Here is a 14,632-nt window from a genome sequence, read left to right on the forward strand (position 1 = left end):
AGCGCGGTCGCGTCGAGCGTCACCGGGGCGCCGCCGTGCGCGGCCATGGCCCGCGCGATCCCTCGGGCGACGACGTCGCGTGGTGCCAGCTCGGCGTCGGGGTGGAGCTCCCGCATGAAGCGTTCACCGTTCGCGTCCCGGAGGACGGCCCCCTCGCCACGGACGGCCTCGGAGACGAGGAAACTTCCGGGTGTGGCGAGCGCGGTCGGGTGGAACTGGACGAACTCCACGTCGGCCAGCACCGCTCCAGCACGGAGTGCTGCAGCGGCGCCGTCACCCGTCGCGACCGCCGGGTTGGTCGTGAACGGGTAGAGCTGCCCGACACCGCCGGTGGCGAGGATCACCTGGTCGGCGTCGACGGTGAACGCACCTCGCTCGGAGGACCGGAGGTGTGCACCGGTGACCGTCCCGGCGGTGACGACCAGGTCGACGAGGACGGTGTGCTCCAGCACGGTGACCCGCCGGGCCGCAAGCGTCTCGACGAGCGCCGTCTCGATCGCCGCGCCGGTCGCGTCACCGCCGGCGTGCAGCACCCGGGGGTAGGAGTGGGCCGCTTCGAGGCCCTTCGCGAAGCCGTCGCCGTCGCGGTCGAACGCCACACCGAAGGCGATGAGCTCGCGGATCCGTTCGGGCCCCTCGGTGCAGAGCACCCGGACGGCCTCCTCGTCGCACAGCCCCGCGCCGGCCAGCAGCGTGTCCCGGACGTGGTCCTCGACGCGGTCGTCGTCGAACATGACCCCGGCGATCCCGCCCTGCGCATAGCGCGTGTTGCTCTGGCCGAGGACGTCCTTCGTGACGACCACGACCTCGTGCCGTTCACTCGCGTGGATCGCGGCCACGAGCCCGGCGATCCCGCTCCCGACCACGAGCACCGTCGCCATGTCAGCCGGCCTGGGTTCCGGTGGCGACCGGCGGCTTCGCGGCGAGCATGCGCTCGAGCGACAGGCGGGCCGGGACGGCCACGTCGTCGGAGACGGTGATGCGGTTGAGCACCTCGCCCGCGACGAGCCCTTCGAGCACCCAGGCCAGGTAGCCGGGGTGGATGCGGTACATCGTCGAGCAGGGGCAGATCACGTCGTCGAGGCAGAAGATCGTGTGCTGCGGGTACTGCGCGGCGAGGCGCTGCACCATGTTGATCTCGGTGCCGATCGCGAACGTGGTGCCGTCCGGCGCCGCCGCGATGGCCTTCTGGATGTAGTCCGTCGATCCCGCCTCGTCGGCGGCGTCGACGACCGCCATCGGGCACTCGGGGTGCACGATGACCCGGACGCCCGGGTGCTGCGCTCGGGCGCGGTCGATCTGGTCGACGGTGAACCGCTTGTGCACCGAGCAGAAGCCGTGCCACAGGATGACCTCTGCCTGCTCCAGGTCGGTCGCCTGGTTGCCGCCGAGCGGGCGGTTCGGGTTCCACATCGGCATGTGCTCGAGCGGCACGCCAAGCTTCTTGGCGGTGTTCCGACCCAGGTGCTGGTCCGGGAAGAACAGCACCCGCTGTCCGCGCTCGAAGGCCCACCGCAGGACCGTCTCCGCGTTGCTGGACGTGCAGACGATCCCGCCGTGCCGACCGCAGAAGCCCTTGAGCGCCGCCGAGGAGTTCATGTAGGTGACGGGGATGACCGGTACCCGGCCGTCGGCGTCCGGTTCGGTCCCGTAGAGCGCCTCGAGGGCCTCCCACGCCTCCTCGACCTGGTCGATGTCCGCCATGTCGGCCATCGAGCAGCCGGCGGCGAGGTTCGGGAGGATCACGGCCTGCTCGGGTCCGGACAGGAGGTCGGCCGTCTCGGCCATGAAGTGCACGCCGCAGAACACGATCGCCTCGGCCTCGGTGCGTGCCTTGGCCGCGTTCGCGAGCTGGAAGGAGTCGCCGATGTAGTCGGCGTGCTGGACCACCTCATCCCGCTGGTAGAAGTGCCCGAGGATCACGACGCGGTCTCCGAGGGTCTGCTTCGCGGCCACGATGCGGCGGTGGAGTTCATCGTTGGAGGCGTCGCGATAGGCGGCCGGAAGCTGGCCCTGCCGAGGCGAACCGGTCGGGATGACGTCGCCCATCGACGCGCCAGGGCCGTAGCTCGGCGGCTGCAGGTCGAACACCCAGGGCCCGGCCGCGAGCTCGGGCGCGCAGGTCGCGCCGTCGGACGCACCCTCGGTGATCTGCTGGATGGTGTCGTCGACGGATGCGGTGATGGTCATGCTGGCTCCTCGGACTGCTGACGGGTGGTCGGGGTGGACGTCGTGGGCCTGCGGCCCGTCGACCGCCCGGGCGACGGGGTCTCCGGTCGGGTGACGGGCTGGGTCCACCGGTAGAGCCGCGCCGGGCGGTGGCGCCCACCGGTGCGGAGTTCGTCGGTCTGCAGGACGAGACCGGAGGACTCGACCTGGCGCCGGAAGTTCGCGGGGTCGAGCTGCTTCTGCAACACCGCCTCGTGCACCTCCCGGAGTTCGGAGAGGGTGAAGGTCTCCCCGAGGAAGGCGTGCGCGATGTGGCTGTATTCCAGCTTGTTCCGGAGTCGCCACAGGGCGTACTCCACGATGTCGCGGTGGTCGAACGCCAACGGGGGGAGCGCGTCGGCCGGGAACCAGCGCACGTTCTGGCCGAGCCGCGTGCGCTTCGCCTCGTCGGACCCGACGAGCGCCCAGTAGACGATCGAGACGACCCGCTCGGCGGGGGAGCGGTCGAGGTCGCCGAACGCGTACAACTGCTCGAGGTACCGCGGGCGGAGTGAGGTGGTCGTCTCCAGGGTCGACGAGGCCGCGTCCGCGAGGGACTCCGCGGCACCGAGCGGGCCGCCCGGCAGCGCCCAGAGGCCGTCGTAGGGCTCACGGATGCGCCGGACGAGCGGGAGCCAGATGCCCGGCTGCGGGTCGGTCGCGCCGAACCCGTCGTCGGCTCGGAGCGTGAAGATGACGGTCGAGACCGCGAGGCCGACCTGCGGGTCCGTCTGCTCCGCGGGAGTCGTCGATCGCTGCATGGGGGATCTCCGTGTTCCGGAGCACCGGCGGCACTTCAGGTAGAAATGACCCGTACTCAATACAGGCTTAGTGTACACCTGACTCGAACAAGGTCCTGCGCCGAGGCGACCACTCGCGATATGCTGGCGGCTCAATCGAACATCGGGCCGCAAACACGATGCGGGAGAGCCGGTACGCCGGCACCGAAGGAGCAAGCCTCCCCGCCAATCTCTCAGGTCCTGTACCGCATCGGACTGGCCACTCTGGAAAGCAGCGCACGTTCGTGGTGCGCTCGCCGACGGTGAAAGCAGTGTCCGCAGCAGCGGCGCTCGTGAAGCTCTCAGGCCAATGACAGAGGGGGAGTTCCCAACGGGCACCGTCAGGTGCCCGCAGCGCACCACGCGACCCCGGAGAACTCGTGACCGACCTCGAACGAACCAGCCCGCTCCATGCCGTCCACGAAGCCGCCGGCGCGAGCTTCACGGACTTCGCCGGATGGCAGATGCCCGTGCGGTACTCGAGCGACCTCGCCGAGCACCACGCCGTGCGCACCGCCGCCGGCATCTTCGACATCTCCCACATGGCCGAGATCCAGGTCGTGGGCGACGACGCCGCCGACTTCCTCGACCAGGCGCTCGCGGGCAAGCTGTCCGCCATCGATCTGCTCCAGGCCAAGTACTCCCTGCTGCTGAACGAGGTCGGCGGCATCATCGACGACCTCGTCGTCTACCGCAACGGTGAGCACGAGTACCTCGTCGTCGCGAACGCGGGCAACCACGACGCCGTCGTCGCAGCGCTCACCGAGCGGGCCGCGGCGTTCGAGCACGTGGTCGTCATGGACCGCAGCGACGAGATCGCGCTCATCGCCGTCCAGGGGCCCGCCTCCCGCGCCATCCTCCAGGCGACCGAGGGGCTCCACATCCTGGACGAACTGCCCTCCCTCGACGAGGTGAAGTACTACCGCGCGACGGGTGCCTCCTTCGAGAACGGCACGGTCTTCATCGGGCGCACCGGGTACACCGGCGAGGACGGGTTCGAGCTGTACGTCGACGCGGCCGACGCCGTGGAGCTGTGGAACGCCATCGTCGCCGCCGGGACACCGCTCGGACTGGTCCCCGCCGGGCTCGCCAGTCGCGACACGCTCCGGCTCGAAGCCGGCATGCCGTTGTACGGCCACGAGCTCGGTCCGGACATGCTGCCCGTGCAGGCCGGACTCGGCCGCGTCGTCGCACTCGGCAAGCACGGCACGTTCATCGGTCGTGACGCCGTCGAGGCCGGTCCGGCGGACGACGCACCGGTGCTCGTCGCCCTCGTCTCCGAGGGGCGTCGTGCCGGTCGTGCCGGTTACCGTGTCCTCGCCGGCGACACGACCGTCGGCGAGGTGACGAGCGGGGCACTGTCGCCCACCCTCGGACACCCGATCGCCATGGCCTACGTGCACCCCGACCACGCCGAGCCGGGCACCGTGCTCGACATCGACGTCCGCGGCACGCGGATCCCCGCGACCGTCACCACGCTCCCCTTCTATTCGAGAGAGAAGTAACCCATGGCCGACAAGACCACCCTCAAGTACACCGCCGAGCACGAGTGGATCCGCGTCGAGGGCGATCTCGCCGTCATCGGGATCACCGACTACGCCGCCGAGAAGCTCGGCGACGTCGTCTTCGTGGACCTCCCCGCCGTCGGCGCGGCGCTCTCGGCCAGCACCGTGGTCGGCGAGATCGAGTCCACGAAGTCCGTCGGGGAGCTCTTCGCGCCACTCGACGGCGAGGTCGTCGAGGCCAACGACGCCGTCGTCGACGACCCGTCGCTCGTCAACAGCGACCCGTTCGGTGCCGGCTGGCTCGTCTCGGTGCGCTACGACGCGCTGCCCGACACGCTCCTCAGCTGGGACGACTACGCCGCGCTGGTGGGCGAGTGATGGCGGACCGCTTCGCAGAACGGCACATCGGAACCGACACCGCCGCCCAGGCGACGATGCTCGCCGCCGTCGGGTACGACAGCGTCGACGCCCTCCTCGCCGCGGCCGTCCCGTCCGCCATCACGGCCGCCGAACTCGCCTCGTCGAGCATCCCCGACGCCGCGACCGAGCGCGCGGCACTCGCCGAACTCCGTGAGCTCGCCGGCCGCAACACGGTGAACCGGAGCCTGATCGGTCTCGGCTACTTCGACACGATCACACCGGCGGTCATCAAGCGGAACGTGCTCGAGAACCCCTCCTGGTACACGGCCTACACGCCGTACCAGCCCGAGATCTCGCAGGGCCGCCTCGAAGCGCTCATCAACTTCCAGACGATGGTCGCCGACCTCACCGGTCTCGACACGGCCAACGCCTCGATGCTCGACGAGAGCACCGCGGTCGTCGAAGGCATGCTCCTCGCGCGCCGGGCCTCGAAGCTCGCCGACGCGACGTTCATCGTCGACGCCGACGCGTACCCGCAGACGAAGGCGCTCCTCCAGAGCCGAGCCGAAGCGGTCGGCATCGACCTCGTCGAGCTGCCGTTGTCCACCACCTCGCCCGAGGACCTCCCGGCGGCGTTCGGCGTCTTCGTGCAGTACCCCGGCGCCTCCGGGCTCGTGTGGGACCCGTCGGCGGTCATCGCGGCGGTCACGGCGGCCGGCGGCGTGTCGGTCGTCGCGGCCGATCTCCTCGCCCTCACGCTCATCTCCTCGCCCGGTTCCCTCGGCGCGGACATCGCGGTCGGGACGAGCCAGCGCTTCGGCGTGCCGATGGGCTTCGGCGGGCCGCACGCTGGGTACCTCGCGGTCCGCAAGGGCCTCGAGCGCCAGATGCCCGGTCGCCTCGTCGGCGTCAGCCAGGACGCGGCGGGTCACCCCGCCTACCGGCTCACGCTGCAGACGCGCGAGCAGCACATCCGCCGTGAGAAGGCCACGAGCAACATCTGCACGGCCCAGGTCCTGCTGGCGGTCATGGCCGCGATGTACGCCGTGTACCACGGGCCCGACGGGCTCAAGCGGATCGCGCAGTCGGTGCACGCGACCACCGCGAGTGCAGCCCGTCTGCTGGGGTCGGCGGGTGTCGAGGTGCTCACGGAGCACTACTTCGACACCCTGCAGGTACGCGTCGCCGACAGCGCAGCGGTGGTGGCGGGTGCGCACGACCGCGGCCTCCTGCTGTGGGCCGTCGACGAGACGACCGTCTCGATGAGCTTCGACGAGGTGAGCGCGGTCGAGAGCGTCGTCCCGACGCTCGTCGAGGTGCTCACGACCGCTGGGAACGCCACCCCCGGAGAGCCGTCGGCGTACGTCTTCGACGAGGGGTCGTCCGCCTCGGCGTTCGGTCCGAGTGCCGTGTCGGAGTACCCGGCCGCGCTTGCCCGCGAGACCGAGTATCTGACGCACCCGGTGTTCAACACGCACCACTCGGAGACCGCCATGATGCGGTACCTCAAGCAGCTGGCCGACCGCGACTACGCGCTCGACCGGGGGATGATCCCGCTGGGTTCGTGCACGATGAAGCTCAACGCCGCCACCGAGATGGAGGCCGTCACCTGGCCCGAGTTCGCCGGGCTGCACCCGTTCGCCCCGCGCGAGGACGTCGCAGGCTCCCTCGAGCTCGTCGACCAGCTCGAGACCTGGCTGGCCGAGGTCACGGGGTACGACTCCGTCTCCCTCCAGCCGAACGCCGGCAGCCAGGGTGAGCTCGCCGGCCTCCTCGCCATCCGCGGCTACCACCGCGCGAACGGCGACGAGCAGCGGACGGTCTGCCTCATCCCGTCGAGCGCGCACGGCACGAACGCGGCCTCCGCCGTCCTCGCCGGCATGCGTGTGGTCGTCGTCGCGTGCGACGAGCAGGGCAACGTCGACCTCGACGACCTCCGGTCGAAGATCGAGGCCAACGCCGAGTCCCTCGCCGCGCTCATGATCACCTACCCGTCCACCCACGGCGTGTACGAGCACGAGGTGAAGACCATCACCCAGGCCGTGCACGACGCCGGCGGCCAGGTCTACGTCGACGGCGCGAACCTCAACGCCCTGCTCGGCTACGCGCGGTTCGGGGAGTTCGGCGGCGACGTCTCGCACCTGAACCTGCACAAGACGTTCTGCATCCCGCACGGCGGTGGCGGCCCCGGTGTCGGGCCGGTCGCGGCGAAGGCGCACCTCGCGCCGTTCCTGCCCGGTCACCCGCTGGCGCAGCGCGCCGAGCACCCGCTGCTCGGCGGCGGGACGGTCGTGCACGACGGCGGTCCGATCTCTGCGGCTCCCTACGGCAGCCCGAGCATCCTGCCGATCTCGTGGGCGTACGTCCGCATGATGGGTTCGGAAGGGCTCCGCGAGGCGACCGGTGCCGCGGTGCTCGCGGCGAACTACATCGCTGCGCGACTGCGCGACCACTATCCCGTCCTGTACACGGGCGACAGCGACCTCGTGGCGCACGAGTGCATCCTCGACCTCCGTCCGCTCAAGGAGGCGACCGGGATCTCCGTCGACGACGTGGCGAAGCGCCTCGTCGACTACGGCTTCCACGCGCCGACGATGTCGTTCCCCGTCGCGGGGACGCTCATGGTCGAGCCGACCGAGAGTGAGGACCTCACCGAGGTCGACCGCTTCGTCGACGCGATGATCGCGATCAAGGCGGAAGCGGACGCCGTCGCGGCGGGCGAGTGGCCTGCCGACGACAACCCGCTCGTCGGGGCGCCGCACACGGCCCAGTCGGTCATCGAGGGGGAGTGGACGCACGCGTACTCGCGCGAGCTCGCCGTCTACCCCGTGCACACGCTCGTGCGCACGAAGTACTGGCCGCCGGTGCGTCGCATCGACCAGGCGTACGGCGACCGCAACCTCGTGTGCGCCTGCCCGCCGCCCGAGGCCTTCGCCTAGCCGGTCCATGAGCACTCCCTCGCCCATTCGTGGGCGAGGGAGTGCTCATTCGTCCCGTGATGGGCGAACGGGTCATCAGGAGGACGGCGTCGCGGCGAAGATCTCCGGCCACCAGGCGACGGCGAGCGGGAAGCCCGCGAACGAGATGATGTCGATGACCGTGTGCGCGACGACGAGGGGCATCACCCGACCCCAGCGCTTGTAGCACCAGCCGAACGCGATCCCCATGGCGACGTTGCCGAAGAACGGCCCGATGCCCTGGTATAGGTGGTAGCTCCCGCGGAGGACTGCGGTCGACAGGATGATCGTCCACCACCCCCACCCGATCTCGCGGAGCCTGGTGTACAGATAGCCGATGATGATGACCTCCTCCTGGAGGCCGGCGCGGAGGGCGGAGAAGACGAGCATCGGGATCGTCCACCAGTACATGGTGTCGGGGAACGTCGAGACCGCGACCGTGACGCCGAGTGCGCGGCCCAACGCGTACACACCGATGCCGGGGACACCGATCGCGGCGACGAGCAGCAGACCGCGGCCGAGGTCGCGTCCGGGTGAGCGGAGGTCGAGTCCCATCCGCGCGAAGCCGCTGCGTCCGGGCTGCCAGAGCAGGTAGATGACGAGGGCGACCGGCGCGAGCTGGAAGAAGAGCCCGAGGAACTGGTAGCTGAAGTCGAGCCACTCCCGGGTGGCCTGCGTGGTGTTGATCGCCGCAGATTGATCGGAGAGCGGCGGCCCCGCGGTGAGCTTCGCGATGAGCGAGATGATCGAGTACACCGCCGACGCCCCGAGGCTCAGCGCGAGGACGATGCCGATCTCCCACCAGCGACGGCTGTCTCCGGCGCCCTCGGGGAGGTCCGGTCCCCGCTCGGTGGTGTTCTGCTCGCTCACCGGTCCATTCTGCTGGCTGGTGGCTCCGAGCGCACCGCATACCATCTGCGCGTCCGCTCGGCGGATATCGGGAGATGAGCGCCTTACGATTCGTATCCAGAACGACGAAGCGACCGCACGAGTTTTGCGATCATGATCGTTCTGTTGCGTCGTGGGCGGGATCCGTGCACGAAAAAGCATCCGTGAGCAACAATCCGTCGATTGGGTTACCGCTGTGTAACGTTTGGCGTCCCAGTTTGCTCGCCGTCCTGCTTCTGCTTATCGTCAGAGTATTCAAAGAGCGATCCAGCGCACACGATGCGCTGTTTTCGCTTGCCCTTTCCCCAAGGAGGAACTGTGAAGTTCAGTCGGTTCGGCTCTGCCGCCGCCATCATCGCAGCAGGGGCTCTCGTCCTCACCGGTTGTTCCGGTGGCGGTTCCAGCAGCGAGAGCACCAGCAGCGCATCATCCGTCATCACGACCAACGGCTCCGAGCCGGAGTCGGGCCTCATCCCCAGCGACACCAACGAGGTCGGTGGCGGAAAGATCATCGACGAGGTCTTCGCAGGCCTCCGCTACTACGCGGCCGACGGCAAGCCGGTCGACGACCTGGCCGAGTCGATCGACACCGATGACTCGACCACCTTCACGATCAAGATCAAGGCTGATCAGAAGTTCACCAACGGCGACCCCGTCACCGCTGACTCGTTCGTCATGGCATGGCAGGACGCCGTCGTCAACCTCCGCAAGAACGCCTCGTTCTTCGCTGACGTCGAGGGCTACAACGAAGACGGCCAGCCCCTGACCGGCCTGAGCGTCGTCGACGACACCACCTTCACGGTGAAGTTGTCCGCACCTGCATCGGACTTCCCGCTGCGTCTGGGCTACTCCGCCTTCTACCCGCTGCCCGCTGCAGCGTTCGACGCGGCCGGCAAGGTCACGGACGAGTTCGGACAGAACCCGATCGGCAACGGCCCGTACAAGGTCGACGGCGACAAGGCGTGGAAGCACAACGAGTCGATCGAACTCGTCAAGAACGACGAGTACAAGGGTGGCCGCGAAGCCAAGAACGGTGGCCTGACCATCACGTTCTACAAGGACTTCGACAGCGCCTACGCCGACCTGCTGAGCGGCAACCTCGACGTCCTGGACCAGATCCCGGACTCCGCGCTCTCCACCTACCAGGACGACCTGGGCGACCGTGCGGTCAACCAGCCGGCCGCCGTGTTCCAGTCCTTCACGATCCCGTCCCGCCTCCCGCACTTCAGCGGTGAAGAGGGTCAGCTGCGTCGTCAGGCCATCTCGTACGCGATCAACCGTGAAGAGATCACGAAGGTCATCTTCAACGGGACCCGCACGCCGGCGACCGACTTCACCTCGCCGGTCATCGACGGCTACTCGAAGGACATCGAGGGTAACGACGTCCTCAAGTACAACGAGAAGAAGGCCAAGGAACTCTGGGCCGAAGCCGACGCCATCTCCCCGTGGGACGGCTCCTTCCAGATCGCGTACAACGCCGACGGGCCGCACCAGGCCTGGGTCGACGCAGTGACCAACGGCATCAAGAACGTCCTGGGCATCGAGTCCTCGGGCGTCCCGGTCGCCGTCTTCGGTGACTTCCGCGCCGGCATCACCAACCGCTCCATCGAGACGGCGTTCCGCTCCGGATGGCAGGCCGACTACCCGGGTCTGTACAACTTCCTCGCTCCGCTTTACGCGACCGGTGCTTCCTCGAACGACGGTGACTACTCGAGCCCCGAGTTCGACAAGCTCCTCTCCGAGGGTTCGTCCGAGACCGACCTGGACGCTGCGAACAAGAAGTTCCAGGACGCCCAGGCGGTCCTCTTCAAGGACCTGCCGGCCATCCCGCTCTGGTACCAGAACGTGAGCGGCGGCTTCGGCGAAGGCGTGCAGAACGTCGAGTTCGGTTGGAACTCGGTGCCGCTGTACTACGAGATCACCAAGTAGTCTTGTAGCGGCATAGCTGGGTGGGTCCGGTTCTTCCGGGCCCACCCAGCTTCACGAGTTCAGGAGTCCCACACCATGGGCGGTTACATTCTTCGTCGTGTCCTGCAGGCTATCCCCGTACTGCTCGGCACGACATTCCTCATCTATTTCATGGTCTTCGCGTTGCCCGGTGATCCCGTGCTCGCATTGTTCGGCGACAAGACGCCGAGCGCCGCGCAGATCGCTCAACTCAACGCCGAGTACAACCTCGACAAGCCGTTCATCGTGCAGTACTTCCTGTACCTCGGCGGCATCTTCACCGGCGACCTCGGAACGTCCTTCTCCGGGCAGCCGGTCAGCGAGATCCTCGCGCAGGCCTTCCCGGTCACGCTGCGGCTCGCCGTCATCGCCGTCTTCTTCGAGATGGTCGCCGGCATCACGATCGGTCTCATCTCCGGCATCCGCAAGGGCGGCATCTTCGACGCCTCGTTCCTCGTGGTCAGCCTGATCCTCATCTCGCTCCCCGTCTTCGTCATCGCGTTCGTCGCGCAGTACGTGTTCGGGATCCAGCTCGGGTGGTTCAGACCGACGGTCGGGCCGGGCGCGCCGATACAAGACCTCTTACTTCCCGCACTGGTCCTCGCCACCATCAGCTTCGCGCAGATCGTGCGGTTGACCCGGTCCTCGGTCATCGAGACGCAGTCGCTCGACTTCGTCCGTACGGCGTACTCGAAGGGCCTCAGCCGTCGCCGGGTCATCCCCGTGCACATCCTGCGCAACTCGCTGATCCCGGTCGTGACCTACCTCGCGGTGGACTTCGGTGTGCTGATCGTCGGCGCCACGGTGACCGAGGGCATCTTCAACGTCCCCGGTGTCGGCCGCACGCTCTACCAGGCCATCCTCCGAGGAGAAGGCCCGACCGTGGTGTCCTTCGTGACGGTGATGGTGTTGTTCTACCTCATCATCAACCTCGTCATCGACCTCTTCTACGCCGTGCTCGACCCAAGGATCCGCTATGTCAAGTAATGATCAGGAGCCGACGATCAAGCGATCCCCGAATCACTTCGTCGCGCCGCTCGAAGAGACCCCCCTCGCGGTCATCGACGCCGTCAAGGTCGACGAGAAGGTCAGCAACCTCTGGACCGACGCCTGGGCGTTCATGCGCCGTCGTCCCATGTTCTGGATCTCGTCCGTCCTCATCCTGCTCGTCGTGGTCGTGGGCCTGTTCCCCTTCCTCTTCACGCAGACGCCCCCGAACAACCAGTGCTTCCTTGAGAACAGCAACGGCGGGCCTGAGGCCGGCCACATCCTCGGGTTCACGAAGCAGGGCTGCGACATCTTCGCGCGGGTCATCTACGGGACCTCCACGTCGCTGTCGGTCGGGCTCATCGTGACGTTGATCACGGCCACGCTCGGCATCGTGTTCGGCGCGTTCGCCGGTTTCTACGGCGGTTGGGTCGACTCGGTGCTGTCCCGCATCGGCGACATCTTCTTCTCCATCCCGTACATCCTCGCGGCCGTCGTCGTCATGTCGGTGCTCGCGAAGTACCGGAGCGTGTGGACGATCTCCTTGGCGATCGGTCTGTTCGCCTGGCCATCAGTCGCCCGAGTGCTTCGAGCGGAGGTGCTCAGGGTCAAGAACGCGGACTACGTCCAAGCGTCCATCGCGCTGGGTGTCTCCCGCTTCAAGATCCTCCTGCGCCACGTGCTGCCGAACGCGATCCCTCCGGTGATCGTCGTCATCACGATCTCGCTGGCGTCCGCGATCGTCGCCGAGGCGACGCTGTCCTTCCTCGGCGTGGGGCTCGGGAGCGAGACCATGTCCTGGGGCAACGACATCAGCCAGGCGCAGCGTGACCTCCGCACGGCCCCGCAGGTGCTGATCTACCCGTCGATCGCGCTGTCGCTCACCGTGCTCAGCTTCATCATGATGGGCGAAGTCCTGCGAGACGCGCTCGACCCGAAGGCGAGGGCCCTGCGTTGAACGCGAGCCAGATGAACACCCAGCAGCCGCTGCTCGAGGTCAAGGACCTCGAGGTCACCTTCCGCACCCAGAGCGGAACGGTCCAGGCCATCCGCAAGACCGGGTTCACCATGATGCCCGGGGAGACCGTCGCGATCGTCGGTGAGTCCGGATCCGGGAAGTCGACGACCGCGCACGCGATCATCAACCTCCTGCCCGGTACCGGCAAGATCAGCGGGGGCGAGATCCTCTTCGAGGGGCGCGACCTCTCGAAGCTCTCCCGCAACGAGATCGAGGACGTCCGAGGACGCCTGATCGGTTTCGTACCGCAGGACCCGATGTCCAACCTGAACCCGGTGTGGAACATCGGCTTCCAGGTCGAGGAGGCCATCCGTGCCAACGGCATCGCCCACGGCAAGAAGGCCGTCCGCGCCAAGGCGATCGAGGTGCTCCAGCAGGCCGGCCTCTCCGACGCCGACCGTCGCCTGAAGCAGTTCCCGCACCAGTTCTCCGGTGGCATGCGTCAGCGCGTGCTCATCGGTATCGGTCTGTCGTCGAGCCCGAAGCTGCTCATCGCGGACGAGCCGACCTCGGCGCTCGACGTCACGGTCCAGCGGAAGATCCTCGACCACCTCGAGAGCCTGACCCGCGACAGCGGCACGGCGCTGCTCTTCATCACGCACGACCTCGGCCTCGCCGCCGAGCGCGCTGAGAAGCTCATCGTCATGTACAAGGGGCAGATCGTCGAGGCCGGTCCGTCGGTTGAGATCCTGCAGAACCCGGTGCACCCGTACACGAAGCGGCTCGTCGCAGCGGCGCCGAGCCTGGCGTCGCGTCGCATCCAGTCGGCGACCGGATCGCTCGAGACCCTCGACCACGAGGCTCCCGCCGGCTCCGAGGGCATCGACCTCATCGTCGCCGCCGAGCACCGCGCCGCAGCGCAGGCTGCCCAGCCGGACGCGGAAGCCGCGATCGTGGTCAAGGACCTCGAGAAGGTCTACAACATCCGTGGCCAGAAGGCGGCTGAGCGGGAGCTCAAGGCCGTCGACGGCGTCTCGTTCGAGATCCCGAGGGGCACCACCATGGCGCTCGTCGGCGAGTCCGGATCCGGCAAGTCGACCGTGGCAAAGCTGCTCCTGCAGCTGGAGACGCCGACGTCCGGCCAGATCCGCATCGGTGGCAAGGCGATGGAGGGACTCGATCGCAAGGGCCTCCTCGCGCTGCGCCGGAAGATGCAGCCGGTCTTCCAGGACCCCTACGGTTCCCTCGACCCGCTGCGGAACATCGGCAACACGATCGCTGAACCGCTCGTCACGCACAAGGTGGGCGACAAGGCCTCCCGCCGTGCTCGCGTGCTGGAGCTCCTCGACCAGGTCTCGCTGCCGCAGGCGGTCGCGACCCGATACCCGAACGAACTCTCCGGTGGACAGCGTCAGCGCATCGCGATCGCTCGCGCACTCGCGTTGAAGCCTGAGATCGTCGTCCTCGACGAGGCGGTGTCCGCGCTCGACGTCCTCGTCCAGGCGCAGATCCTGCAGTTGCTCGCCGACCTCCAGTCGGAGCTGCAGCTGACGTACCTCTTCATCACCCACGACCTCGCGGTCGTGCGCGTGATCGCCGACAACGTCGCGGTCATGCAGAAGGGGAAGATCGTGGAGGCGTCGACCACGGACGACGTCTTCGAGAACCCGAAGCAGCAGTACACGCGCGAACTCCTCGACGCCATCCCCGGCGCCGGGATCGAGCTCGCGCTGTAACCGGCGCACCACGTCGAAGGGCGGTGCCGCGGAGTGATCCGTGGCACCGCCCTTCGGCGTTGCGGGAGGCGTCCGCCGGTCGCTAGCCGAGGAGCGCCGAGGCGACGCCCCAGAGGACGAGTGCGGCCGTGACGCCGAGGGCGACGACGTCCCAGCGCGAGGTGGCGAGGCGGTCGTCCTTCGGGTCGATCCGACCCCAGCGTTCGTGCGCACGGTCGATGAGGTCGACGGCCGTCGGACCCTCGTTGCCGGCGCGGCCGGGTCGGCGGACACCCGCCGCGCGGTCCTGGTGGTCGACCCCGCGTCG

12 protein-coding genes and 2 riboswitches are annotated in these 14,632 nt (G+C 68.2%); of the genes, 7 read left to right on the forward strand and 5 right to left on the reverse strand.

Annotated elements, in window-relative coordinates:
• From IFT89_RS17555 to IFT89_RS17565, 3 genes are all read right to left on the reverse strand, one after another.
• The coding region (locus IFT89_RS17555) for an L-aspartate oxidase (protein WP_202939607.1) at nucleotides 1-881 on the reverse strand (881 nt) is incomplete at its 3' end.
• A 1-nt stretch (nucleotide 882) separates the two neighbouring features.
• Nucleotides 883-2,190, reverse strand: a complete 1,308-nt coding sequence (gene nadA / locus IFT89_RS17560; protein ID WP_202939608.1) for a quinolinate synthase NadA — start codon at nucleotides 2,188-2,190, stop codon at nucleotides 883-885.
• Nucleotides 2,187-2,969, reverse strand: a complete 783-nt coding sequence (locus tag IFT89_RS17565) for an NUDIX hydrolase (RefSeq protein WP_202939609.1) — start codon at nucleotides 2,967-2,969, stop codon at nucleotides 2,187-2,189. Before IFT89_RS17565 ends, nadA begins: the two co-directional genes overlap by 4 nt.
• A gap of 151 nt (nucleotides 2,970-3,120) precedes the next feature.
• Nucleotides 3,121-3,206: riboswitch (glycine riboswitch) on the forward strand.
• A gap of 1 nt (nucleotide 3,207) precedes the next feature.
• Nucleotides 3,208-3,311: riboswitch (glycine riboswitch) on the forward strand.
• 56 nt (nucleotides 3,312-3,367) lie between these two features.
• Between IFT89_RS17565 and gcvT the strand changes: the two genes are divergently transcribed.
• Genes gcvT through gcvP form a run of 3 tightly spaced genes read left to right on the forward strand, consistent with a single transcriptional unit; the run spans nucleotide 3,368 to nucleotide 7,791 of the window.
• Nucleotides 3,368-4,492 carry a glycine cleavage system aminomethyltransferase GcvT gene (gcvT, locus tag IFT89_RS17570; protein WP_202939610.1) on the forward strand — a complete coding sequence of 375 codons (1,125 nt, stop codon included), beginning with the start codon at nucleotides 3,368-3,370 and terminating at the stop codon, nucleotides 4,490-4,492.
• Nucleotides 4,493-4,495: 3 nt separating this feature from the next.
• The gene (gene gcvH, locus IFT89_RS17575; RefSeq protein ID WP_064296422.1) at nucleotides 4,496-4,870 is read left to right on the forward strand and encodes a glycine cleavage system protein GcvH; all 375 of its coding nucleotides are present in this window, start codon (nucleotides 4,496-4,498) and stop codon (nucleotides 4,868-4,870) included.
• Nucleotides 4,870-7,791, forward strand: coding sequence for an aminomethyl-transferring glycine dehydrogenase (gene gcvP / locus IFT89_RS17580; RefSeq protein ID WP_202939611.1), 2,922 nt, complete (start codon nucleotides 4,870-4,872; stop codon nucleotides 7,789-7,791). Before gcvH ends, gcvP begins: the two co-directional genes overlap by 1 nt.
• 75 nt (nucleotides 7,792-7,866) lie before the next feature.
• Here the strand turns inward: gcvP and IFT89_RS17585 are convergent, their stop codons facing one another.
• Nucleotides 7,867-8,679: a CPBP family intramembrane glutamic endopeptidase gene (locus tag IFT89_RS17585; protein ID WP_307783541.1), complete on the reverse strand. Its 813-nt coding sequence runs from the start codon at nucleotides 8,677-8,679 to the stop codon at nucleotides 7,867-7,869.
• Nucleotides 8,680-9,015: 336 nt separating this feature from the next.
• Here IFT89_RS17585 and IFT89_RS17590 point away from each other — a divergent pair, with 336 nt between their 5' ends.
• The 4 genes from IFT89_RS17590 (at nucleotide 9,016) to IFT89_RS17605 (ending at nucleotide 14,325) form a co-directional block, all read left to right on the forward strand.
• Nucleotides 9,016-10,626: a peptide ABC transporter substrate-binding protein gene (locus IFT89_RS17590; protein WP_229938667.1), complete on the forward strand. Its 1,611-nt coding sequence runs from the start codon at nucleotides 9,016-9,018 to the stop codon at nucleotides 10,624-10,626.
• 75 nt (nucleotides 10,627-10,701) lie between these two features.
• A complete protein-coding gene (locus IFT89_RS17595) occupies nucleotides 10,702-11,631 on the forward strand; it encodes an ABC transporter permease (protein WP_064296418.1) in 930 nt (309 codons plus the stop codon).
• On the forward strand, nucleotides 11,621-12,589 hold the full coding sequence (locus IFT89_RS17600) for an ABC transporter permease (protein ID WP_064296417.1): 969 nt from the start codon (nucleotides 11,621-11,623) through the stop codon (nucleotides 12,587-12,589). Before IFT89_RS17595 ends, IFT89_RS17600 begins: the two co-directional genes overlap by 11 nt.
• Nucleotides 12,590-12,600: 11 nt before the next feature.
• Nucleotides 12,601-14,325: a dipeptide ABC transporter ATP-binding protein gene (locus IFT89_RS17605; protein WP_079705528.1), complete on the forward strand. Its 1,725-nt coding sequence runs from the start codon at nucleotides 12,601-12,603 to the stop codon at nucleotides 14,323-14,325.
• Between the two features lie 82 nt (nucleotides 14,326-14,407).
• Here the strand turns inward: IFT89_RS17605 and IFT89_RS17610 are convergent.
• Nucleotides 14,408-14,632: hypothetical protein (locus IFT89_RS17610; protein ID WP_202939612.1), on the reverse strand; the 225-nt coding region annotated here is incomplete at its 5' end.

This window comes from Plantibacter sp. CFBP 13570 (genome assembly GCF_014841395.1).
Lineage (GTDB): Bacteria > Actinomycetota > Actinomycetes > Actinomycetales > Microbacteriaceae > Plantibacter > Plantibacter auratus.

Excerpts from the sequence above, each read along its gene's own strand:
- IFT89_RS17605 (WP_079705528.1), top strand. The coding sequence starts at position 12,601 with ATGAACACCCAGCAGCCGCTGCTCGAGGTCAAGGACCTCGAGGTCACC.
- IFT89_RS17595 (WP_064296418.1), top strand. The coding sequence starts at position 10,702 with ATGGGCGGTTACATTCTTCGTCGTGTCCTGCAGGCTATCCCCGTACTG.
- IFT89_RS17565 (WP_202939609.1), bottom strand. The coding sequence starts at position 2,969 with ATGCAGCGATCGACGACTCCCGCGGAGCAGACGGACCCGCAGGTCGGC.
- gcvH (WP_064296422.1), top strand. The coding sequence starts at position 4,496 with ATGGCCGACAAGACCACCCTCAAGTACACCGCCGAGCACGAGTGGATC.
- gcvP (WP_202939611.1), top strand. The coding sequence starts at position 4,870 with ATGGCGGACCGCTTCGCAGAACGGCACATCGGAACCGACACCGCCGCC.
- nadA (WP_202939608.1), bottom strand. The coding sequence starts at position 2,190 with ATGACCATCACCGCATCCGTCGACGACACCATCCAGCAGATCACCGAG.
- IFT89_RS17600 (WP_064296417.1), top strand. The coding sequence starts at position 11,621 with ATGTCAAGTAATGATCAGGAGCCGACGATCAAGCGATCCCCGAATCAC.